The sequence below is a fragment of the Pseudomonas sp. GW823-FHT01D03 genome, assembly GCF_058798255.1.
Genome location: NZ_JBXAKK010000001.1, coordinates 4,572,060 through 4,595,358, shown reverse-complemented (window position 1 = coordinate 4,595,358; position 23,299 = coordinate 4,572,060). Strand labels below are relative to the sequence as shown.

Genomic DNA, 23,299 nt, shown 5'->3' with positions numbered 1-23,299 from the left:
GCTGAAGCAGGCCAAGCCGCGTCGCTCTATCGTCGACCGCTCCCCACTACCGGAAGACGCGCCATGTTCTACCTCCTGCTGACCCTCTTCGGCTGTATGACCGGCATCACCGCCGTACTCTTCGGCTTCGGCGGCGGCTTCGTCGTCGTGCCGTTGCTGTACCGCATGCTCAGCGCCAGCCACGGCGCCGACGACCCCATCAGCCAATCGGCCATGCACATCGCCGTCGCCACCTCGACCTGCGTGATGATTGTCAACGCGCTGATCGCCACCGATAAACATCGCCGCGCCGGCAACCTGATCCGCCATTACCTGTGGCCCCTCGGCGGCTTCATCGCCCTGGGCGCGATCATCGGCGCGATCGCCGCGGTGTGGGTCAGCGGCGAGGTCATCCGCTACGCCTTCATCGCCTACCTCGGCGTGACCATCATCGACTGCCTGCTCAGACGCGGATTTCTCACACACAGCGAAGGCGTCATTCCACGCCGATTGGATCGCAAGGAAATATCCGCCGGCGGTGTAGGCATCGGCGCCATTGCCACGTTCCTCGGCGTAGGAGGAAGCGTCATGACCGTGCCGCTCCTGCGCCGCTGCGGACTGAGCATGTCCCAGGCCACATCCATGGCCAATCCACTGAGCGTGCCGGTGGCAGTGGCCGGGACGTTGACGTACATGGCACTGGCCGGTTTCAACGAGACGGATCTGGGCGCATGGTTTGTCGGGTATGTGGATTTGCTGGCGTTTGCGGTGCTGACGCTGGGGTCGTTGGTCGGGATTCGGATGGCTACGCCGTGGATCGGGCGGATACCGGATCGGGTGCATGCGTGGGTGTACATCGGTTTGCTCATGATGGTGATGATCAGCATGTGTGTGAGTTGATAGCCATCACGCCAACCCCGGCGCTTCCCGCACAATAAAGTGATCCAGGTTCTCGATGTTGGCACTGAACACCCCGAACGTCTGTTCGGGGTTCTTCTTGCTCGGCACCTGCTTCAACTCCGGCGTCACGCCATAGAAGAAACAGAACAACTCCTTGTCGCTGTCGATCGCGTGCTTGATCTCTTCCAGAAACGCCTTGCGCTTGCGGTAGTTGTCGATCAACTTCTTGCTCAAGTACACGTTCACCGAATACGGCTTCTTCTTCGCCTCATCCGCCTGCTTGAACCAGACCTTCTGCTCGAAATCGATGCGAAAACTCTGGGTGTAATCCTTGATCTCCTTGATCTTGCCCCAGTAAATCAGCCCCTTGTTGTCCGTCAGATACTCGATCTTCTTGAAGAACGAGCCATAAGGCGCCGTGTGCTCGCCGATCTTCAACGGCATGCGCTTCAGCAACTCCTTGTCGGCGAAGTTCGACACAAAACACTCCACCGGATGCGCAAACACACTGGTCTTGTCCGGCGCCGTCTCACGCCCCGGCGACTCCTTGGAACTTACCTGCGCCACCCGCACCGGATCATCCCGCAACACATCCGCCGCCCCCGCAGGCGCAACAGGCTTGCGCACATACTCACGCCGCGTCAGCAACAACTCCGACGGAAAATGCTCCTCCCGCCCGTCATCCACCTCGCCATCCGCTGCCTCAACCCCGGATGCCGACGCCTTCAAACTCACATACGGACAACCCGCCACATGCTGCGTCGTGGGCAGATTCTTGAAGTGCGGTGTGCGCACGTAATTCACGTTCTTCGCGTTGAACGTGCCCAACTCGTTCGACGCATCAACCGCCGAACGACAGGCATCGTTGGGGCACTGGAAGTGTTCCTTCGCAGAATCGAACGCCACCGTCTCATCGAAATTGAGATCGCGAACGTCATAGATCGACAACTTGTCGTCGAAGCTGAGGCAGTAGGCGAGATCGAATTTCATGGTGGGGCTCGGATCCTTGAGTGGGGGAGGGGTATTAATAGCGGGAGGCGCAGCGGGTTGCACTGATTGTTTTCAGGATGATGCGGTATCTCTCTGGATCAATCGGTTTGTCATGCTCACCGGTGTCAGAACCATCGTTTACACATTGCAACTGAGCTGGAATTTATAAGCAGGGTTATAGATTTCTTTCCCCAGTAGTTTTTCCAGGGCTCCAAGCTGTTCGTGCGAGAGATCGTATCCCTCCCATCCTTGCTGTTCCACCGTCCATCCCATGATGGTTTTTATTGCCTGATCTGATCCACTTGGGAGTTCCTCCTCAAAAGCCAGGAAACCGCTTTCTTTATCAAATGCCTCGACTAGATAGATCATGGTTCTACTGTCCTCGTGCCGTCCGCTGGTTTAGTTTGCGTGCCAGTTGCTGGGTCATACTCACCGAGATGGCGACCTCGTTTGTCATACATCTCGACAGTACCGTGTTGTGAGTCCCATTCAAAAATCAGTCCTTTTCTGGTTTTCCATCGCTTTCTAAGCCCGCCGCCTCCTTTAACGGAAGTCTTACGATCTGCCTTGATCGCATCCGGGAACGCTGCAAGTCCAGGCGGTGCCGGATGATATTTGTGATCAGAAATACTCACCACAATATAAACCGGCCTTACCCCCGAACTCTCCGGAAACACCAGAATGAAATCTTTGTACTCCGGCGGGTAAACCGGATTCACAAGGATGTCGTTCGCCGCTTTTGTTGGCGGGTAAACCCAGATGTGCGGGGCCTGCGGGGCGGCTTCCAGAGCAGGAATGCCGAGAATGTCGGAGCCGTCTACGGCGGGTGTCCAGATCAGCTCGACGCCTTCCCCCAGATTGGCGACGTACTGGCTGTCGCGGGTTTCCAGTTTCACGACATCGACCATTTCCCAGTCGCGATTCTTGCCGGTGTAGAAGGCATAACCTTTGAGACTGCCATCGGTTTGTTGCTCTATGCGCAGGCGAACACGGGTGCGGGCCTGCTTGAGGGCGCGCAATTGTTCTTCGGTGTAGAGAGCGCTGTCGCCCAGGCTGGGCGTCCAGAGCAAAGCGACCATGCCGGTCATGAGTGCGGCACCGGTAGCGCCAATGACGGCTCCAAGACCTATTGCTGGCGTGACAAGTGTCGGGCTTCGCAGAGCAAGGCGCCCGAGGCCAAGTGAAACGGTATTGCCGCTGATGGTCTGCAGGTTCAGCAGCCCGGCATCATCGGCCTCACGAGTACCGAGCAAAGCGAATTCGCCGTAATCTCTCAGGCTGTCGGTCGGCACCATCCCGGAGGGATTCGAGTAATCAATGATTGCATCCGGCAGCTTGCAAGACCTCGCGAACACGCATCCGGCCCGAACCGCCTCGTCTTTTTTGACAGCGACCTGCCGGCTGCGCTCAAACGCATCCTGCCGGGCGAGCATGGCCTCGTAAGCGTTCTGCCTGGCTTCGCGCTCGGCTAGTTCGGTCGTGTTCATGAACCGGTAGGAGACGTGATGCCCGTCGCCTGAAGGTGGGTTCCTGACCCGGGGAATATCCTTTTTGCCAGCCACTGATCATCCTTTCGTTCATTTATCGGTCGCACCGGAAAGAAGCCGGGCGACGTTAACGAAGGTGATGCATTGAGGCTGTAGGACGGGTCTTGGATCAGGTTAGGAATTGTCGCTGTTTGATTTGGAGGTCAGTGCAGAGTCTGTAGGACGTTGGGATTCCTCGGCACAAGTTTGATCCTCTATTCAGGCCTCAACCGCTCGACTTTCTTATAAAACTCAGCGGTGAACTCTTTTTTATCGCTGGAATGGTGGCAACGCCGATGGCAGTTCGGGCACAGCGCGACCGTGTTGCATATGCGGTCGGTTCCGCCATCAATAAGGTGCTTAACATGATGGACTTCAAGAAAGGGGCGGCCGTTTGCGCTAATGAACGGTGCGGTTTGGCCGCAACCTTCACAAATGCCTTGGGAGTGCTTGAGTACCCACTTTTTCACGCTCTGGGCGCGGGCAAGTCTCACGACAGTGGAGGTCGTCTCTTTAGGGTTAAGAACGCCCACTGGCGCTTCATTTTGTTGAGGTGCACTGACCTCGACCAACTGAAGCGGAGTAAATGTAATGGCTCGCTGTTCGCCTTTTCGTAATGCGTGAATGCCCTTCTTCGCGAGGAATTCCTTGATCCGTTTACTAACGCCAGAACCAAGGTTCTTTGCCGAAACGTAGCCGGTAATTCGCTGCTGCCCCAATTGCTCCATCACCGCAGAGATGTTCTGCATGCGGTATTCGACGGAGGAGGCACTGCGTTTGTTTAGCGGGCCTTCACGCAAAAGACGGTTTTCATCTGCCTTTTTGAATGGCTGATTTTGCTGCTCAAGAGCAAACATCTTCAGATAAGCGTCTACCGAAGCCTCTAGCTCCTCATCGCTCCAGCCAGTCTTTTCTTTCGAGGTATCCATACAGTCGCCGAGGGTTGAAAACCCTCGGACGATACTGAGTGGCCATTACTGCTGTCTACGAAAATTCCTACAAAAAATAGCGACGGATCTCGCATGTGATCCTACAAGCGCATCGCTTACCCCATCGAATGCTTCGACGACTGAAACGCCTGAACCACCCTTCGCCACCAAGGCTTCGTCGCCATCGCTTTTCGTGGTGTCTGATCGCTCAACAAATAGGGCATATCCCGCAGCCGAATCCAACCCTCGTTTTGCCAATGCAACAGACTCAGAGACATCTCCGGCCAATCCAACAAACTCAACATTGGCCGATCTGATTGCCCCAAGTGTTCTGCATCGCGCAATGCCGGCACCACCTGATGAGTCAGCCACTCACGCAGCAACCGATTGCCCGGAACGTAGTGATACACCAGTCGTTCAGGTGAAAACCCATCAAGCGACCCAGGTCTCGGGCGCAGAACCATGGTTGGTTTTCTAGGAGAAGGGCGTGAAGTTCGCGGTTTTGGCGGAGGAAGATGGTGAGGATTAGGGGGTTAGACATGACCGATCTCCAAAGAAGCCGGAGAGCGGACGGGTTGTTGTTTGGGCATATCCATTACCTCTACGAATGTAAATGAGCAAAGCCAGAGCCCGACGTAGAGGATGTAAGAAATCCCAACCGGCAGCCTATCCACACAAGATTGCGTATATGTCTTCGAGACAACACGCGGTTCTGTGTGAACAAGTCAGCTTCTACGTTGGGCGTTTCTTAGGCACCTTTAAAGAGCCTAGGGTTGATGATGGGTTTCGTCAATAATTCCTCAGGGTATTTTGCGTAGGAAAATTCGGATAATTTTATTTTTAAATTGAAATTAAATATTTGTGGTCGTGCCAAATTAAATGTAGCTACTTATTTCCAGGTGGCCTATTGCTATGCGTTGCCATCTAGGTGTAGCTTGGCGGGAGTTGCTAGATGTTTTAACAATAATAGCTAGGGAGTGGCGGTATGGCAGAAGTTATCAGCATGATCAACTGGAAAGGCGGTGTCGGTAAGTCTACGATGTCGCTTCATTTAGGTGTTGGCTTAATGAGGCATGGAGCGGATTATCCGAAGGTTCTTCTTATAGATCTTGATCCCCAGAGTAATTTGTCATATTTGGCGCTCGGTATCGATGGCTATATTGATCACGCATACACTAAAGCAAAACCAACGTTGAAAAACGTATTTGATAGTTATTTTGAGGGGAAAGTATTTAATACGAAGGATGCTATTATAAAACAACCGATTGTACATTCTCCTGGAAAGATTTGGAAGAATGTCGATCTTTTGCCCTCTCATCATGAGTTGGTTTTAGTGGATATGCGTCTTGCAAAGGAAAGGAAGAGTGGTAATTCTTTTGAAGAGGAAACTCGTAACGAGTTAGATAAGATGGCAATTATAAGTCGTGCTATCGCTCAGATTGAAGATGAGTATGACTATATTATTTTAGATTGCCCTCCGAACATAAATTTGGTTACTCAGAACTCATTCTTTGCAAGTAAGCACTACTTGGTTCCTGCTATTCCAGATTTTTTATCAACTGTTGGTATTTCGTTGATCAAAGATCAAATGTCGATTCTTAACAAGAAATTCAATAGCATGATTCAGTATTCGGAGTCGGATTTGGAATATGCTGATACTGAAATGCTTGGTATTGTATTTAATATGGTTGATGAGTATGGTGGCGGTCCCAAAAGCACTCATGCTCAAACTATATCTGATGTGTCGGCTAATAATGTAGGTATGGTGTTGGGGGCTTATATTACAGATGGTGATGGTATATCTGTCGCTTCTGAGAATAACTTAACGGCTTTTAGCTATGATTATCTTCCGCGAGCCAAAGATAATGCTCGGAAACAGTCCGGGTGCTTTGATAGAGTGTGTAATGAGATACTGAGTAGGTTTTGAGGTGGCTATGAATACAAAACAGTTAGCTGGTCTTCTTGAGAAAGTGGGAGCGGTATTGGCTGAGTATCCAAACTCAAGTCTTGATAGCATGCTTGATGATGTATTGAAGAAGGTTAGGTCCGGTAAGGGTGCAAAGAGCAAGAAGACAAATATTCAGTCTTCTTTAGAGTTGGTGGCTAGTAGTCCGGATGAGGGCGTTAGTGAAGATGTTAGCGTGGGTGCTGATATTTTCGAGTTGCCGGAAGAACTTCGTAAATTTTTACCCTCTCATGACTCTGAGCCTACATTGGCTAATTTAAGGGTTGTTGCTTTGAAGTTGGGTGTTAATTCATCGTCAAGGCAGAGTAAATCCTCATTGATACATTCACTGCTTAAGGCAATAGAACGTGGCAAAATGGATCAGACCATCAGTCAGCGGAATACAATACCGCCAGGAGTAAGCGGGCAGGAGTAAGTTTCAAGCGGATTTGTATCTTTCTTATTTCATGCAATAAAAAATCCCTGAATATTCAGGGATTTTTTATTGCATCTATTTAGCCAGTCGGGTAGCTAGAATATTGCCGATAGCAATCAATCCCAGCTCAACGCCCCACCAGTCTGATACTCAATCACTCTCGTCTCAAAGAAATTCTTCTCTTTCTTCAAGTCCATAATCTCGCTCATCCAAGGGAACGGGTTAGTCGTCCCTGGATACTCTTCCTTCAAACCAATCTGGCTCAGACGACGGTTAGCGATGAACTTCAGGTAGTCCTCCATCATCGCCGCGTTCATGCCCAGTACGCCGCGAGGCATGGTGTCGCGGGCGTATTCGATCTCCAGCTGCGTACCCTGCAGGATCATCTGGGTCGCTTCTTCCTTCATCTCGGCATCCCACAGGTGTGGGTTTTCGATTTTGATCTGGTTGATCACGTCGATGCCGAAGTTCAGGTGCATGGATTCGTCGCGCAGGATGTATTGGAACTGCTCGGCGACGCCGGTCATTTTGTTGCGGCGGCCCATGGAGAGGATCTGGGTGAAGCCGCAGTAGAAGAAGATGCCTTCCAGTACGCAGTAGTAGGCGATCAGGTTGCGCAGCAGTTCTTTGTCGGTGTCCGGGGTGCCGGTTTCGAACTTCGGATCGGAGATCGAACGGGTGTATTTCAGGCCCCAGGCTGCCTTTTTGGCGACCGATGGGATCTCGTGGTACATGTTGAAGATCTCGCCTTCATCCATGGCCAGCGATTCGATGCAGTACTGGTAGGCGTGGGTGTGGATCGCCTCTTCGAACGCCTGGCGCAGGATGTACTGGCGGCATTCCGGGTTGGTGATCAGGCGGTACACGGCCAGGACCAGGTTGTTGGCAACCAGGGAGTCGGCGGTGGAGAAGAAGCCGAGGTTGCGCATCACGATGCGGCGCTCGTCGTCGGTCAGGCCTTCCGGGTTTTTCCAGAGGGCGATGTCGGCGGTCATGTTGACTTCTTGCGGCATCCAGTGGTTTGCGCAACCGTCCAGGTATTTCTGCCAGGCCCAGTCGTACTTGAATGGTACGAGTTGGTTGAGGTCGGCGCGGCAGTTGATCATGCGCTTTTCGTCAACGGCGACACGGGCGGAGGCGCCTTCGAGTTCGGCGAGGCCTTCGGCGACGTCGAGGGAATCCAGTGCTGCCTTGGCGCGGGCCACGGCGGCCGAGTCGTCGGCGGTCACGGCGCGGGCTTCCAGCGCTGCGGCACCGCCGGCGCTGTCGAGGCGGTCCATGTTGGCTTCAGTAGCGTGGCCGGCGTTGGCGCCTTTCACGGTTGCTACTTCACTGTCTTCTTTGTCGAATTCGTCCCAGCTCAGCATGACGTGTCGTCTCCTGCGTGAGGGCCTGTCGCCCCGTGTGAAACCTGATTGGTTGGTTTTTCACACGGTCGTACAGACCGCGTTGGATCTTAAGGAATCGTTTTTTGCGGCAGCCAAGGCAGGCAATAAAACAGAATTTTGTACGGGTTTCCGAGAGCCTCTGACGGGCGCAGATCAGCGTTGACGCTGCTGCGGGGCTTCAGAATGGCTTTTGCTCCCTGTAAGGGAATATTGCTGACCCGATTAGGGCGGCATTATAGGGAAAAAAACACGGCTGTGCTGAGGCGAATCCGCGCATGGAGCGGTCGAGGAGGGTGGTTTTTCGATGAGAGTGCGGGTTTACAGGGCTTTGCCGGGGATAGATTTTTTTTCGTAAAAATCTCGCGATTGTGGATTTGCTCAAAAAACGAACAAAAAAACCGGTTTTTCACTACATCTAGTGTTTTGCAAGCATTTTTGACGACTCCAGACACAACTGAGCCCGACCGAAGCCGGGCTGGAATCGACCCTCAAATGAGGCGCTGAGCGATCCGATTCGGTGCAGTCTCAATCATCAATTGGTGCAGCCGTTGCCCATGACGCTGTAACGCAGGATGTGGCGCTGACCCTTGGAGTCGTCGTACTCCATTTTGGCCGGTACCACTTCGCAGACATTCGGCACTTCGCTCATCGATACAACTTTAGCGATGTCCAGGTGAGTGGAGTAAGTGTATTCCTCGATCACCGGTTGTTGCTGTGCGACATCAGTCGGGACCTCGTCTGCCATGGCGGTTGCGCACAGACTGCTGAGGGCCAGAACCAATAAAGCTTTCATTTCAGAGTTACCTTTTTGAGGTCGAGTGGGGTCACGCAACCTTTTTAGGGTTGCGTGTGGAACTTCATCATTTGCAGTTATTACTTGAGAGCTGGATTAACGGCCTTCGTGGGGGCTGTAACGTTGTTAATCGCGTTTGCCTTGTTGGCGAGGTGGATTTTAGGCAGGTGGGGTGGGGGTAAACAGGTGGGGTTTTGATAAACACTTTTGGCGGTTTTGGTAACAATCGGTCGTTAGGGTGGGGAAGAGCGTTTTCTGGCGATGCAATTTGTCTGGGGAACCGAGTTGTCTGGATCGCTTGCAGGCAAGCTCCTACAAGGGGCTTGGGGTGCTTGGGGGTAGTGCGTCGGGCTTGCTGTCTGGGTATCGCCATGTTTTGTAGGGGCTTGTTACTACCATCGTCGAATGGTTCTATGGGCCCGGCCCGGCTACAACGGGGTCATACAAAAACAACTATTCCACCGAGGTAAGAAAGATGAGTGCGGCTTCTCTGTATCCCGTTCGTCCCGAGGTTCTGGCCAATACGCTGACTGACGAGGCGACCTACAAAGCCATGTACCAGCAGTCGGTCGTCAACCCTGACGGTTTCTGGCGCGAGCAAGCCAAGCGCCTCGACTGGATCAAGCCTTTCACCACGGTGAAGCAGACTTCCTTCGACGATCACCATGTCGACATCAAATGGTTTGCTGACGGTACCCTGAACGTTTCCTACAACTGTCTCGACCGTCATCTGGCCGAGCGCGGCGATCAAGTCGCAATCATCTGGGAAGGCGACGATCCTTCCGAAAGCCGCAACATCACCTACCGCGAATTGCACGAGCAAGTGTGCAAGCTGGCCAACGCCCTGCGTGGTCAGGACGTACACCGCGGCGACGTGGTGACTATCTATATGCCGATGATCCCCGAAGCCGTGGTCGCCATGCTGGCCTGCACCCGGATCGGCGCGATTCACTCGGTGGTGTTTGGCGGCTTCTCGCCGGAAGCGCTGGCGGGGCGGATCATTGACTGCAAATCGAAAGTGGTGATCACTGCTGACGAAGGCATCCGTGCCGGCAAGAAAATCTCGCTGAAGGCCAACGTCGACGACGCGCTGACCAACCCGGAAACCAGCAGCATCCAGAAAGTCATCGTGTGCAAGCGCACCGGTGGCGACATCAAGTGGAACCAGCATCGCGACATCTGGTACGAAGACCTGATGAAAGTGGCGGGTACCGTCTGCGCGCCGAAAGAGATGGGCGCTGAAGAAGCGCTGTTCATCCTTTATACCTCTGGCTCGACCGGCAAGCCGAAGGGCGTGCAGCACACCACCGGCGGTTATCTGCTGTATGCGGCGATGACCCACGAGCGCGTATTCGACTATCGTCCCGGCGAAATCTACTGGTGCACCGCCGACGTCGGCTGGGTCACTGGCCACAGTTACATCGTCTACGGCCCGCTGGCCAATGGCGCGACCACGCTGCTGTTCGAAGGCGTGCCGAACTATCCGGACATCACCCGGGTGGCGAAGATCGTCGACAAGCACAAGGTCAACATCCTCTACACCGCGCCGACCGCGATCCGCGCAATGATGGCGTCGGGGACCGCCGCCGTTGAGGGCGCTGATGGCAGCAGCCTGCGTCTGCTCGGTTCGGTGGGTGAGCCGATCAACCCGGAAGCCTGGGACTGGTACTACAAGAATGTCGGCAAATCCCGTTGCCCGATCGTTGATACCTGGTGGCAGACTGAAACCGGCGGCAACATGATGAGCCCGCTGCCGGGTGCGCATGCACTGAAGCCGGGTTCGGCGGCACGTCCGTTCTTTGGTGTGGTGCCGGCGCTGGTCGACAACCTCGGCAACATCATCGAGGGCGAGGCCGAGGGCAATCTGGTGATTCTCGACTCGTGGCCGGGTCAGGCGCGCACGCTGTATGGCGATCATGACCGCTTCGTCGACACCTACTTCAAGACCTTCCGTGGCATGTACTTCACCGGTGACGGTGCGCGGCGTGACGCCGATGGTTACTACTGGATCACCGGGCGTGTCGACGACGTGCTCAACGTCTCCGGCCACCGCATGGGCACCGCAGAGATCGAAAGCGCGATGGTCGCCCACCCGAAAGTCGCCGAAGCGGCGGTGGTCGGTGTGCCGCACGACATCAAGGGGCAGGGCATTTATGTCTATGTCACCTTGAAGAATGGTGAAGAGCCGAGCGAGCAACTGCGCCTGGAGCTAAAGAACTGGGTGCGCAAAGAGATCGGCCCGATTGCTTCGCCGGATGTGATCCAGTGGGCGCCGGGGTTGCCGAAGACCCGTTCGGGCAAGATCATGCGGCGGATTCTGCGCAAGATTGCTACGGCTGAGTACGATGGGTTGGGCGATATCTCGACCCTGGCGGATCCGGGTGTGGTGCAGCATTTGATTGATACGCACAAGACGATGAATGTGGCTTAAGCCTGTCTGATGCATTGAAAAGCCCTGTCCGGTGTTTGCCGGGTGGGGCTTTTTTGTGTCTGGAGGTTTTGGGGTGGCAGGGCTGGCCCCTTCGCGAGCAAGCCCGCTCCCACAGGTTGAGGTGTGTTCTGTCTGGAAGAACGCAGTCCAGCCGGGGCTATTTTGTCTGGTGGGTTTGTGGTGGTTTTGCTGGCCCCTTCGCGAGCAAGCCCGCTCCCACAGGTTGATGTGTGGTCTGTCTGGAAGAATGCAGTCCAGCCCGGGCTATTTTGTCTGGTGGGTTTGTGGTGGTTTTGCTGGCCTCTTCGCGAGCAGGCTCGCTCCCACAGGTTGAGGTGTGTTCTGTCTGGAAGAACGCAGTCCAGCCGGGGCTATTTTGTCTGGTGGGGTTGTGGTGGTTTTGCTGGCCTCTTCGCGAGCAAGCCCGCTCCCACAGGTTGAGGTGTGTTCTGTCTGGAAGAACGCAGTCCAGCCGGGGCTATTTTGTCTGGTGGGTTTGTAGTGGTTTTGCTGGCCTCTTCGCGAGCAAGCCCGCTCCCACAGGTTGATGTGTGGTCTGTCTGGAAGAATGCAGTCCAGCCGGGGCTATTTTGTCTGGTGGGTTTGTGGTGGTTTTGCTGGCCTCTTCGCGAGCAGGCTCGCTCCCACAGTGGGCCTGCATTCTTTCAGACAGAATGCGATCAACCTGTGGGAGCGGGCTTGCTCGCGAAGGCAATCTGTCAGACGCCGCAGTAGTCCCCTGTCAGAAACCCAAACCCACCCAACCAATAATTATCGATTTCCTGTGCAAGCCATTTCCCGCTGTTACCCATGCCTACCCGAGTAACCAAATGTGTAACCGCCCGCCCCGCTGCGGGGCGAAGGGAAACGCAATGCCCCGTTTTAGAGCCTCAAACCCCTTGGTGAAAAATAAGACACAACGCTGCGCTTGCCGGATTAGAAGGGTTTGCGAATAATAGGCCCGCAATTTGCAGCATAGATCGGTTCACTGTCTTTCGCTCTTGCATGAATTTGCAAGGCTGTCAATGCGCTCAAGCGGCTTTCTCTGTGCATCTGTAATTAGTTGTCGCATTGAAGAAATATCGGCTTCGGGCCTGTCGTTAGAATGCCGATCACTCGCTCATCGTGGCTGACGTTGAAACCCTTGGTGGTTTCATCGGGAAATTTCCCACCGATGCTGCACCGCTTTCCCGATTCACCCATTCGCATATTGGGCTGTCGCTCACTCTGCCGTTTTTGCCCTTTACCGATGGAGTCCCAAGATGAAGAAACTTGTGCTGCTTGGCGCCCTGGCACTGTCCGTGCTGTCGCTGAATTCCTTCGCTGATGAAAAACCTCTGAAGATCGGTATCGAAGCGGCTTACCCTCCGTTCGCTTCGAAAGCGCCGGATGGCAGCATCGTCGGTTTCGACTACGACATCGGCAACGCCCTGTGCGAGCAGATGCAGGTCAAGTGCGTGTGGGTCGAGCAAGAGTTCGACGGTCTGATCCCGGCACTCAAAGTGCGCAAGATCGACGCGATCCTGTCGTCGATGTCGATCACCGAAGACCGCAAGAAATCCGTGGACTTCACCAACAAGTACTACAACACCCCGGCCCGTCTGGTCATGAAGCAGGGCACCGTTGTCAGCGACAACCTGTCTGAGCTCAAGGGCAAGAACATCGGCGTGCAACGTGGTTCGATCCACGAGCGTTTCGCCCGCGAAGTCCTGGCCCCGCTGGGTGCCGAGATCAAGCCATACGGCTCGCAGAACGAAATCTACCTCGACGTGGCCGCCGGTCGCCTCGACGGTACCGTGGCTGACGCCACCCTGCTGCAGGACGGCTTCCTGAACACTGATTCCGGCAAAGGCTTCGCCTTCGTCGGCCCGCAGTTCACCGACGTCAAATACTTCGGCGACGGTGTAGGCATCGCGGTGCGCAAGGGCGACGCGCTGAAAGACAAGATCAACGCTGCGATCGCGGCCATCCGTGAAAACGGTAAATACAAAGCTATCCAGGACAAGTACTTCGCCTTCGATATCTACGGCAAGTAACACGTCTCTGCGACAAGTCAGAAATGGCGCAAGCAACAGGATCTCTGCGGTTTGCGCCATTTTTTCATCCCAACTTTCGAGGACCTGAATCATGTTGAAAGGCTACGGGGCTGTCATCCTCGATGGCGCATGGCTGACGCTTCAGCTCGCCTTGTCGTCCATGGCCCTGGCCATCGTTCTCGGGCTGATCGGGGTCGCGTTGCGCCTGTCGCCGATTCGCTGGCTGGCGTGGCTGGGCGATCTGTATTCCACGGTGATCCGCGGGATTCCCGACCTGGTGCTGATCCTGCTGATTTTCTACGGCGGTCAGGACCTGCTCAACCGCGTCGCGCCGATGCTCGGCTATGACGACTACATCGACCTGAACCCGCTGGCCGCCGGTATCGGCACCCTCGGTTTCATCTTCGGTGCGTACCTGTCCGAGACGTTCCGTGGCGCGTTCATGGCGATCCCCAAGGGCCAGGCCGAAGCGGGCATGGCGTACGGCATGAGCAGTTTTCAGGTGTTCTTCCGGGTGATGGTGCCGCAGATGATTCGCCTGGCGATTCCTGGCTTCACCAACAACTGGCTGGTTCTGACCAAGGCAACCGCGCTGATTTCGGTGGTCGGTCTGCAAGACATGATGTTCAAGGCCAAGCAGGCGGCGGATGCCACCCGCGAGCCTTTCACCTTCTTCCTCGCAGTGGCCGCGATGTACCTGGTCATCACCAGTGTCTCGTTGCTGGCGCTGCGTCACCTTGAGAAGCGCTACTCGGTAGGCGTAAGGGCGGCTGATCTATGATCTTCGACTACAACGTCATTTGGGAGGCCATGCCGCTGTACCTCGGCGGCCTGCTGACCACCCTCAAACTGCTCGCGCTGTCGCTGTTGTTCGGTCTGTTGGCGGCACTGCCGCTGGGCCTGATGCGCGTCTCCAAGAACCCGATCATCAACGGCGCCGCGTGGCTCTACACCTACGTGATCCGCGGCACGCCGATGCTGGTGCAGCTGTTTTTGATCTACTACGGTCTGGCGCAGTTCGAAGCGGTACGTGAAAGCTTCTTGTGGCCGTGGCTGTCCAGCGCGACGTTCTGTGCGTGCCTCGCCTTCGCGATCAATACCAGCGCCTACACCGCAGAAATCATCGCCGGCAGCCTCAAGGCCACGCCAAACGGCGAGATCGAAGCCGCCAAGGCCATGGGCATGTCGCGCTTCAAACTGTACAAGCGCATTCTGTTGCCATCGGCTTTGCGCCGGGCACTGCCGCAGTACAGCAACGAAGTGATCATGATGCTGCAGACCACCAGTCTGGCGTCCATCGTGACCCTGATCGACATCACCGGCGCGGCCCGTACCGTTAACGCGCAGTACTACCTGCCGTTCGAGGCGTACATCACCGCCGGCGTGTTCTACCTGTGCCTGACCTTCATTCTGGTGCGCCTGTTCAAGCTGGCCGAGCGTCGCTGGCTGAGCTATCTGGCCCCACGGAAGCACTGATATGGAACGCATCGACCACGTATTGCCGTGGAGCCATCTGGGCAGCGAGCGCAAGATTTCGGTCTTCCGCTTCGGCAGCGGCGAGCGCAAGGCCTACATCCAGGCCAGCCTGCACGCTGACGAACTGCCGGGCATGCGCACCGCCTGGGAGCTGAAAAAGCGCCTCGGCGAACTCGAAGCCCAAGGCCTGCTCAACGGTGTGATCGAGCTGGTGCCGGTCGCCAACCCGCTGGGCCTCGGCCAATTGCTGCAAGGCAATCATCAGGGGCGTTTCGAGGCGGGCAGCGGCAAGAATTTCAACCGCGATTTCGTTGAGCTGAGCGCGCCGGTTGCGGCGGCTTTGGCCGACAGCCTAGGTGATGATCCGCACGCCAATATTCGTCTGATCCGTCAGGCCATGGCTGATCATCTGGCGGCATTGCCCGAGGCGAGCAGCCAGTTGCAAGGCATGCAGCGCGTTTTGCTCAGCCACGCCTGCACCGCCGATGTGGTGCTTGATCTGCATTGCGACGCTGAAGCCGCGCTGCACATGTATGCGCTGCCACAGCACTGGCCGCAGTGGCGTTCGCTGGCCGCGCATCTGAATGTGAAGGTCGGTTTGCTCGCGGAAGATTCCGGCGGCAGCTCCTTCGATGAAGCGTGCTCGTTGCCGTGGTTGCGTCTGTCGCGGCAGTTCCCGGAGGCGCAAATTCCGCTGGCCTGCCTGGCGACTACCGTCGAGCTGGGCGGTCAGGCCAATACCGACCGCGCGGATGCGGTGGCGTGGGCCGAAGGCATTCTGGCGTTCCTCGCCGAGCAAGGCCTGATCACTGGCGAGTGGCCGAAGCCAGTCAACGAACCGTGCGAAGGCATGCCGTTCGAAGGCACTGAATTACTGTTGGCGCCGCACCCCGGTGTGGTGAGTTTTCTGCGTAAACCCGGCGAGTGGGTTGAAGCCGGGGATGAGATTTTCGAAGTGATCGACCCTGTGTCCGATCGGGTCAGCACGGTGTGTGCTGGTACGTCCGGGGTGCTGTTTGCCATTGAACGGCTGCGCTATGCCCAACCCGGTTTCTGGCTGGCCAAGGTGGCGGGGCGCGAAGCGCTGCGTCACGGGCGCTTGCTCAACGACTGACTGACTGTTTTTGTGAGAACCGACCGCATGTACAAACTTGAAGTCCAAGACCTGCATAAACGCTATGGCAGTCACGAAGTGCTCAAGGGCGTGTCCCTGAAAGCGGCAGCCGGCGATGTGATCAGCATCATCGGCTCCAGTGGCTCCGGCAAAAGTACTTTCCTGCGTTGCATCAACCTGCTCGAGCAGCCGCACGCGGGCAAGATCCTGCTCAACAACGAAGAGCTGAAACTGGTAGCCAACAAGGACGGCGCGCTGAAAGCCGCTGATCCGAAACAGCTGCAACGCATGCGCTCGCGCCTGTCGATGGTGTTCCAGCATTTCAACCTGTGGTCGCACATGACCGCGCTGGAAAACATCATGGAAGCGCCGGTCCACGTGCTGGGCGTGTCCAAGGCCGAAGCCCGCGAGAAAGCCGAGCACTACCTGAACAAGGTTGGCGTGGCCCATCGTAAAGACGCGTTCCCGGGCCACATGTCCGGTGGCGAGCAGCAGCGTGTGGCGATTGCCCGTGCGCTGGCGATGGAGCCGGAAGTGATGCTGTTCGACGAACCGACTTCGGCTCTCGACCCGGAACTGGTCGGCGATGTGCTGAAGGTGATGCAGGCTTTGGCCCAGGAAGGCCGCACCATGGTCGTGGTCACGCACGAAATGGGCTTCGCCCGTGAAGTGTCGAACCAGTTGGTGTTCCTGCACAAAGGTGTCGTGGAAGAGAGTGGCAACCCGCGCGAAGTGCTGGTCAATCCGCAATCCGAGCGTTTGCAACAGTTCCTCTCAGGTAGCCTCAAGTAATCGCTGCCGTTATGCACCAGATTAGGTCATGCTTCGCGACCTGAAGGCTGGCTCGGTCCCCCTGTGGGAGCGGGCTTGCTCGCGAAAGCGGTCGATCAGTCAACATCATTGCTGCCTGAACCACCGCCTTCGCGAGCAAGCCCGCTCCCACAATGGACCTGCGACAGCTTCGATTACGGGCTAGCATTGGCCCATGCCTTCATCACCGTTCTTCGTTTCGGATTGCCCGCCCATGACTGCCCATCGAATTGGTTTCCTGATTTGGCCCAGCACTAAAGCTCTGACGCTGGCGCTGGCGGAGGAGGCCTTGCGTGTTGCTCAGCGGGTGCATCCGGAGGTGGTTTACGAATTGTCGTTCCTTCAGGCCGAAACCGTGACAGACGTTGCGGCCGAGGGGACGTGGCAACTGCCGGGCGAGGCGTGGACCGGCAAGCTGGAAAACTTCCAGAAACTGTTCCTGCTCGCCGACGAGCCACCGACCACCCTGGCCCCGGCCCTCAGCAGCGCGCTCAAGCAACTGGTGCGTGCCGGTTGCGTGATCGGTGGTCTGTCGGCCGGTGTCTATCCGTTGGCGCAGCTCGGTCTGCTCGACGGTTATCGCGCGGCCGTGCACTGGCGCTGGCAGGACGATTTCGCTGAACGTTTCCCGAAAGTCATCGCCACCAGTCACCTGTTCGACTGGGATCGCGATCGCCTGACCGCGTGTGGCGGCATGTCGGTGCTCGACTTGCTGCTGGCGGTGCTGGCCCGTGATCATGGGGCCGAGCTGGCCGGTGCGGTGTCCGAAGAACTGGTGGTCGAGCGCATCCGCGAGGGCGGTGAACGCCAGCGCATTCCGCTGCAGAACCGCCTCGGTTCCAGCCATCCGAAGCTCACCCAGGCGGTGTTGCTGATGGAAGCCAACATCGAAGAGCCGCTGACCACCGACGAAATCGCCCAGCACGTGTGCGTGTCCCGTCGGCAACTGGAGCGAATCTTCAAGCAATACCTCAACCGCGTGCCGAGCCAGTACTACCTGGAACTGCGCCTGAACAAGGCCCGGCAGATGTTGATGCAAACCAGCAAGTCGATCATCCAGATCGGCCTGTCCTGCGGTTTCTCCTCGGGGCCGCATTTCTCCAGCGCCTACCGCAACTTCTTCGGCGCCACGCCGCGCGAAGATCGCAACCAGCGGCGCAGCAGCAGTCCGTTCGAACTGTCGTCAGTGCCGCCGGAGCGCGGTTGACGCACCCCGGCAGAACCCGCTGAGCGTCACTCATCGACCCCGGAATCTTCGGACGTGGACACCTCCATTTCTGCCCGCTCAATGACGGCTTCCACGCCAAAATCGATGCGGTGCTTTCTGAAGTAGGCGATCAGTCGTTGCAGGCTGAACTCGGAGAGCGGATTGCTTCGCAGGCTGAATTTGTCCGCACGCTCTTCTGGCAACTCCAGAATATCGCTGGGAACCTGGGTGATCGCGTTGTCGCTCAGGTCGGCGATTTCCAGGTGTTCGAGTTGCAGCAAGCCCGGCGGCAGGCTGGTGATGCCGGTGTTGTCCAGCATCAGCGTTTGCAGATTGGTCATCTGGCTGACATCAGGCGTCTCGCCCAGCGGGTTGTCACTCAGATCCAGGTGATCCAGGCGCTCCATTTGCGCAAGCTCAAGGGCGGCTTGAGGCGTGAGCGTCAAATCGCAGTGTGAAAGCGACAAATAGGTCAGCTCAGCCATGCGAAACACCGCCGGCGGAATGTGTTCAAGCCGATATTGATAAATCGTCAGTCCTCTGAGGCTGGCAAACGTCTCGACAAACCTGTCGATTCCAAACGTCTGACCCGGCAGGCTTCTGAGGTACAGATGGGTGACATGGCTGAAATCGGCATTGAGTACGGGCAAGTCGCCGCGGATGATCGTCGCCAGGTTCAAGTCATGCAGTGGCTGGAGGTTCTCATCCGGTTCGTCCTGCTCGGTTTCCCGGCGCCAGCACTGCTCAATGAGCGATTTGAATTCGTGACGTGCGGCGTGCTCGTTCAGCACTTGCTCAATCGTGAAGGGCTCGCCACTGATCGGGTGCAGGGCCGGGTGGTCGTTCGCCCAGCTGGCGAGGTTGCTACTCAAGTCGCTGTATTCACGCTCAAGCCGTGCAAGTTCGATTCGACCCTCGGCCAGGGTGCCGGGTAGCAGATAGAAAAATTCACTGGCCTGTTCCAGATCCATGTGCGTGTACAGCGCCTGTACGCGCAGCAGATCAGCCTGTTCGGCCATTACGCCGAAGTCCTGGCGGGTGTCGTTGAAGTGGCGTTTGATGCGCTCCCGGTCTGCGCTGGCAATTGGATTGCCGCTCAGGTCGAAGCCTTCCGGAACATTGTTGGGCAGCTCGAAAAGGGCGGAAGGCAGCGATCGGATCTGGTTGTCGTTGAGCAGAGCGGTGCGCAATAACGGACGCGTGAGCAGGCCGGGTGGCAGTTCGGAAATGCCGGTCTCTGACACATCGATGTAATTGAGTCGTTGCATTTTTTCGACGTTGGGGGTGAGTCCGAGCGGGTTCCTGAACAGGTCCAGGGTTCTCAGGTGAGTCAAGGCCGCCAATGTTGTGTAGCTCTCGGCTGTCAGGGTGATGCTGCAGTCGCTGAGAATCAGCTCGCGCAGTTGTGGCGACTGGCTGATCGACTCCGGCAGGCTGCCCAGCTGAAAATTGCGCAGCGCCAGACGACGCAAGCCGGAGAAGCAGTTCAGAAACCCGTGTATACCCTGAGTGCTGCCGACCCCCTCGATGGTCAGGTAGTCCACGTGACTGAAGTTCACCTCCAGCTGTGGCAGCTCTCCCATGATCGACTGTGACAGACGCAGATCGATGGTCTGCTCGGTGTTCTCCGGCAAGGAAACCTGCTGCTTCCAGCAGTCCAGAATGTCGACCCGCATCTGCCGTCGGCGATGACGCTGGATCGCGTATTGTTCGGTGGTGAGGCGGGCGCCGGTCTCCGGATGAACGAGGGGAATCCCCTCAGTCCACGGATTCAGCACCGCGTCGAGGCGGTTGCGTTCAGTGATCAAGCGGCTCAGCTCCGCTCGCGGGCCGTCCGGATGACGTTGCAGGCGCCCGACAAATGCGTTGAGCTCTTCAGGCAGCAAATGCGGCAGCAACCAGTGGGCATGGGCGTGCAGCGTCGGCGTATTGGTCGGCATGCGCCGATAGCCACTGGTACCGCCACGCAGGCGCATCACGGTGGGGTCGTAAGCGGGTTTGCGAAGCGGGTTTTGCGACAACAGCTCCAGCAACGCTTGACGGTCGAGCGCGTGGTCACGAATCAACTGCTTGAGCTGCAGGTCTTGTGTGATGTGGATGTTCAGCGCCGAACGTTCTGCGTCGGGCAGGGCATACAGCAGGCTTGAATACAGTGAGCCCGGCGCGCTGAGCGACTCACCGGTAACGTCGAACGGCTGATAGTCGCCCTGTTCGGTCAGTACCAGCACTTTGCGAATGAGCGCGTCCTGTGCGCCGAGGCTGTCGATCAGTTGCCCGCTATGGCTGTAGTGCCTGAGCTCCAGTCGTATCGACGGCGACCAGCCTGGCAGCCGAGGCAAGGAATGTAGGGCCAGCCGATCGGTATCCAGATTATTGACTGTCGCTTGCAACTCCAGTCCTTCGAGGGCTCGAGTTGCGCGCACTTGCAGGCTCGTCTCCTGGGTCAGAGCGGTCAGTCTTTCGGAGAGTGTTCCGCGCTGTAATTGCAGGCATTCGGCATCACTTGCCGTTTCCAGTATCGATTGCGCCAACGCCTTCGGCAGGCCGGGTTCGGCATCCATCAGTACCTGTACCAGCGGGCTGGCGCCGCGCTGGAAGTGACGATATCGATCCTCGAACAGGCTTTGGCGTTTGCGCTGTGCCAGCTCGGCGACGGTGCGCCGCAGGCGGGTCGCGCGGGCTTCGGCCGAGGGGGCGGGCGTATGTGATGCTTCGCTCAATAGCCGCCTTCTTTGCGATTCTGTCAGACGTTGCAGGCAGGTCTTGAGCAGGTCGCCATCGTCCAGTCGTGAGCCCTCGATTTGTATGAAGGGCACATCGGCAACGGGGCTGCGCCACAGGGTTCTGCCCTGGCGATCGACCAGTTGCAGGCCTCGGTCAACAGGCCAGTCGCCGTTGTCGAAAAGCAGTTGCAGTTGGGTGGCCGGGTCGGCCTTGAGGTAATCCTCGGCATGCGGGCTGCCAATCTGCTCGATGAACAATTGAATGTCCTGATCGATCTGCCAGCGCTGCAGCGTGTCACTGAGTAAGGGTGGCAATTGATCGCGCTCGACGTGCATCTGGCGCAGGGTGTTTTCCTCGCAGCCACTGATGTTCAGCAGGCGCTCCCGCAGAGCGGCGGGAAGGCGCTGCATCTGCGCACTGCTGCGGCTCAGCACGGTGGCGCGATCCCAACCCAGTGGCTGGTCAATTTCGGTTTGCCAGGCGCCTGCCGCGTTGTGCCTGAGTGCGGGTTTGTAAGCCTCGGGACGCGTCGGATGGTCGATGCGATAGGCGCCCGTTTCGGCATCAAGGCTGACGGCATACAACTTGTCTTCGAGGGCCAGCAGGCTCTTGCCCAGGTGGGTTTGCAAGCCCAGTGCATCGGTTCGGATGTCTTTGGGCAGCGTGCCGGACCACTCGTAAGGGCGCAGGTCGGGTTTCCAGTAGCGGGTCTTGCCATTGGCCGTTTTCACCGGAATGAAGCGGTCGATGAACTGGACGACATCGGCAGGCAACAGCGCGCGAAACTCGCTGACGGCGATAGCGCCGCCGGCGGCGAAAGTGCCGACCTGCACCATGGACTCCACGACGCCCATCAAATGCGCGAACGCTTCGCGGGGTTGTCCTTCGGCCCAGTCGACGATGCTTTCGAACGTCTCGTCGAGCAGTTGGTAGGCCGTGTAGGCAAGCATCAGCTCGCCGAGAAATGGCACGAATGGCAAGGCGACGAACGCGACGAGGTTGAGCAACGACTGTGCGATGTCCGTGAAGGAATCCCAGAGTGCCCAGCGCGCCTTGCGATCGACCATGGCCGTCGAGACGGCGATGACGCGGGCATCGTTGAGCATCTTGTCGAGCTTGCGCTGGTAGAGGTAAACCCACAGCTCACCCCGGATCGGGGTCGCGACGATCTGCAGAGCAGGCCGCACGGTTGGATGCTCGCGCCAGGTGGGGCGTGGATCGCCGGCCTGTACGGGTTGCCAGGTGACGGGGCTGAGCAAGGCCCGCAACTGACCGAAGAAAGCGCCGCGCTCGGCGTGGTCGATAAAACGGCTGAAGAAGACCTGATAGTCCGGATCGCGCAGGCGTTGCGCCAGCTCCTCAGCGAAGGCGGCGGAACTGGCGTATTCCTTGACTGGGTGTTGTGGGTCATCGGGAATGTAAACCACGACTCGCGCTGCTGCGTTTGCAGCTTCAAGATTCGGCGCGAACAGTACGATGCCGGTGAGGCTGACTTTCATCATCGTCAGCGCATGGCAATGCCACGCCTGACGATTGAGGCGCAAATGCTGCAAGCCATCGAGCAGCCCGAGGATCAGGCGATGGACATCGGCCCCCAGCAGCTTTTGCATGTAGGCCATTTGCAGGGCGGCGACCAGTGCGGCTTTGTCACTCGTGCAAACCTGCGGTTGCAGCACGGCTGCGACCAGCGGATTGCTGACGCCCAGGTTGTCTTGCAGATAAGTGTTGTAGCGGCGGCCGATATCCAGCTCGCGACACAGGCGGGTGAAGGCAGGGATCGGCATCGCCTTGAGGATGTTCGGCAGCACGCTGAACTGGCCTTCGGGGGAGGGCTGGCTGACATAACCCGAGGCGGACTCAAAGGCGTCAGCGCTGGTCTCGCTGCTTTCAAAATTGTGCAGCGCGGCGTCCAGCAGCGAGACGGTCCAGGTACGTGCGGCACCGGATTTGAGGCGTAGCCACGGAACATGGTCGGGCAGGTACAGGCGCAGGAAGGTTTGCCGGACATCGAGATTCAAGCCAAAGCGCTTTTCCAGTTCGGCGCGCAGCAGCGGTTCGGCGAACGCTTTGGCATCCTGCAACCGGGCAAGGCTTCGTTCGACGCGGTTGTGTGCGGTCCAGTGCGCGGCATTCAGTGCGCGCAGCTTTGCATGCTCATTGCGTGATGCTTGGTTGAGGTTGGCGGGCAGTAGCGGACTGGCCTGTTTCAAACCCGCGCGCTTGTGGGCCGAAGCCTGGCTCAGCCATGTCGGGATGGCCTGGAGCAGCGGTTGATAGTGTGCGTCCTGTCGGGGGAGCAACAATGCGTCGGGCAGAGTCGCGGGTGAGGTTGTGTTTTGCTCAATCATGGAGACGGCCGTTTGCCTGAGAAAGGTCCGTAGCAAACACCGGCCATTGATTCGATGTGCGGTACATATATACCGCACGCCACAAAACTCTCTTGATTAAGATCCCCGGTACGTCTGCGCAAATGGCGGCGTGCAGTTTAAACTGCGCCTTTGCGACGCTATATGTCGCATTGCCGTAAACCCGGGAAAATCCGGGGTTTGCGCTATAAGAAGTTGTCGCTTGGCGGCAAGGCCGGGCTGAAAACTGTCCTTACAATCCCCCCATCG

At 57.3% G+C, this 23,299-nt stretch carries 17 protein-coding genes and 1 pseudogene; 10 read left to right on the top strand and 8 right to left on the bottom strand.

What is annotated here, in order from left to right; genetic code table 11:
* Positions 1–63 precede the first annotated feature (63 nt).
* Entirely contained in the window at positions 64–879 is an 816-nt protein-coding gene (locus AC1RBR_RS20255; protein WP_492566293.1) for a sulfite exporter TauE/SafE family protein, read from the top strand.
* 6 nt (positions 880–885) lie between these two features.
* On the opposite strand, the gene AC1RBR_RS20250 is transcribed toward AC1RBR_RS20255, so the two are convergent.
* From AC1RBR_RS20250 to AC1RBR_RS20230, 5 genes and pseudogenes are all read right to left on the bottom strand, one after another.
* Positions 886–1,869 (bottom strand): hypothetical protein, encoded by a 984-nt coding sequence (locus tag AC1RBR_RS20250; RefSeq protein ID WP_492566291.1) that lies wholly within the window; start codon positions 1,867–1,869, stop codon positions 886–888.
* Positions 1,870–2,007: 138 nt separating this feature from the next.
* Positions 2,008–2,238 carry a DUF7683 domain-containing protein gene (locus AC1RBR_RS20245; RefSeq protein ID WP_492566289.1) on the bottom strand — a complete coding sequence of 77 codons (231 nt, stop codon included), beginning with the start codon at positions 2,236–2,238 and terminating at the stop codon, positions 2,008–2,010.
* Positions 2,235–3,431 (bottom strand): colicin E3/pyocin S6 family cytotoxin, encoded by a 1,197-nt coding sequence (locus tag AC1RBR_RS20240; protein ID WP_492566287.1) that lies wholly within the window; start codon positions 3,429–3,431, stop codon positions 2,235–2,237. The genes AC1RBR_RS20245 and AC1RBR_RS20240 overlap by 4 nt, the downstream gene beginning before the upstream one ends.
* Before the next feature lie 179 nt (positions 3,432–3,610).
* A complete protein-coding gene (locus tag AC1RBR_RS20235; RefSeq protein ID WP_492566285.1) occupies positions 3,611–4,324 on the bottom strand; it encodes an HNH endonuclease in 714 nt (237 codons plus the stop codon).
* 116 nt (positions 4,325–4,440) lie between these two features.
* Positions 4,441–4,865 (bottom strand): annotated as a pseudogene (locus AC1RBR_RS20230) (BRO-N domain-containing protein).
* 444 nt (positions 4,866–5,309) lie between these two features.
* Between AC1RBR_RS20230 and AC1RBR_RS20225 the strand changes: the two are divergent.
* Together AC1RBR_RS20225 and AC1RBR_RS20220 are read left to right on the top strand one after the other, a co-directional pair.
* On the top strand, positions 5,310–6,251 hold the full coding sequence (locus tag AC1RBR_RS20225; RefSeq protein WP_492566283.1) for a ParA family protein: 942 nt from the start codon (positions 5,310–5,312) through the stop codon (positions 6,249–6,251).
* A 7-nt stretch (positions 6,252–6,258) separates the two neighbouring features.
* Positions 6,259–6,705 carry a hypothetical protein gene (locus AC1RBR_RS20220; protein ID WP_492566281.1) on the top strand — a complete coding sequence of 149 codons (447 nt, stop codon included), beginning with the start codon at positions 6,259–6,261 and terminating at the stop codon, positions 6,703–6,705.
* A gap of 116 nt (positions 6,706–6,821) precedes the next feature.
* Here the strand turns inward: AC1RBR_RS20220 and AC1RBR_RS20215 are convergent, their stop codons facing one another.
* Positions 6,822–8,072 (bottom strand): ribonucleotide-diphosphate reductase subunit beta, encoded by a 1,251-nt coding sequence (locus tag AC1RBR_RS20215; RefSeq protein ID WP_003227292.1) that lies wholly within the window; start codon positions 8,070–8,072, stop codon positions 6,822–6,824.
* Positions 8,073–8,625: 553 nt separating this feature from the next.
* On the bottom strand, positions 8,626–8,886 hold the full coding sequence (locus tag AC1RBR_RS20210) for a DUF2790 domain-containing protein (protein WP_027612631.1): 261 nt from the start codon (positions 8,884–8,886) through the stop codon (positions 8,626–8,628).
* Positions 8,887–9,361: 475 nt separating this feature from the next.
* Between AC1RBR_RS20210 and acs the strand changes: the two genes are divergently transcribed.
* From acs to argR, 7 genes are all read left to right on the top strand, one after another.
* Entirely contained in the window at positions 9,362–11,317 is a 1,956-nt protein-coding gene (gene acs / locus AC1RBR_RS20205; RefSeq protein ID WP_007963105.1) for an acetate--CoA ligase, read from the top strand.
* Positions 11,318–12,579: 1,262 nt separating this feature from the next.
* A complete protein-coding gene (locus AC1RBR_RS20200; RefSeq protein WP_003227288.1) occupies positions 12,580–13,353 on the top strand; it encodes an ABC transporter substrate-binding protein in 774 nt (257 codons plus the stop codon).
* A 91-nt stretch (positions 13,354–13,444) separates the two neighbouring features.
* Positions 13,445–14,134, top strand: a complete 690-nt coding sequence (locus AC1RBR_RS20195; protein WP_003227287.1) for an ABC transporter permease — start codon at positions 13,445–13,447, stop codon at positions 14,132–14,134.
* Positions 14,131–14,829 carry an ABC transporter permease gene (locus tag AC1RBR_RS20190; RefSeq protein ID WP_492566279.1) on the top strand — a complete coding sequence of 233 codons (699 nt, stop codon included), beginning with the start codon at positions 14,131–14,133 and terminating at the stop codon, positions 14,827–14,829. Before AC1RBR_RS20195 ends, AC1RBR_RS20190 begins: the two co-directional genes overlap by 4 nt.
* A 1-nt stretch (position 14,830) precedes the next feature.
* Positions 14,831–15,943 carry a M14 family metallopeptidase gene (locus AC1RBR_RS20185; protein ID WP_492566277.1) on the top strand — a complete coding sequence of 371 codons (1,113 nt, stop codon included), beginning with the start codon at positions 14,831–14,833 and terminating at the stop codon, positions 15,941–15,943.
* A 27-nt stretch (positions 15,944–15,970) separates the two neighbouring features.
* Positions 15,971–16,735: an ABC transporter ATP-binding protein gene (locus tag AC1RBR_RS20180; protein WP_003227281.1), complete on the top strand. Its 765-nt coding sequence runs from the start codon at positions 15,971–15,973 to the stop codon at positions 16,733–16,735.
* Between the two features lie 232 nt (positions 16,736–16,967).
* The gene (gene argR / locus AC1RBR_RS20175) at positions 16,968–17,960 is read left to right on the top strand and encodes a transcriptional regulator ArgR (RefSeq protein ID WP_178083268.1); all 993 of its coding nucleotides are present in this window, start codon (positions 16,968–16,970) and stop codon (positions 17,958–17,960) included.
* A gap of 26 nt (positions 17,961–17,986) precedes the next feature.
* Here the strand turns inward: argR and AC1RBR_RS20170 are convergent, their stop codons facing one another.
* Positions 17,987–23,032 (bottom strand): dermonecrotic toxin domain-containing protein, encoded by a 5,046-nt coding sequence (locus AC1RBR_RS20170; protein ID WP_492566275.1) that lies wholly within the window; start codon positions 23,030–23,032, stop codon positions 17,987–17,989.
* Positions 23,033–23,299: the final 267 nt, after the last annotated feature.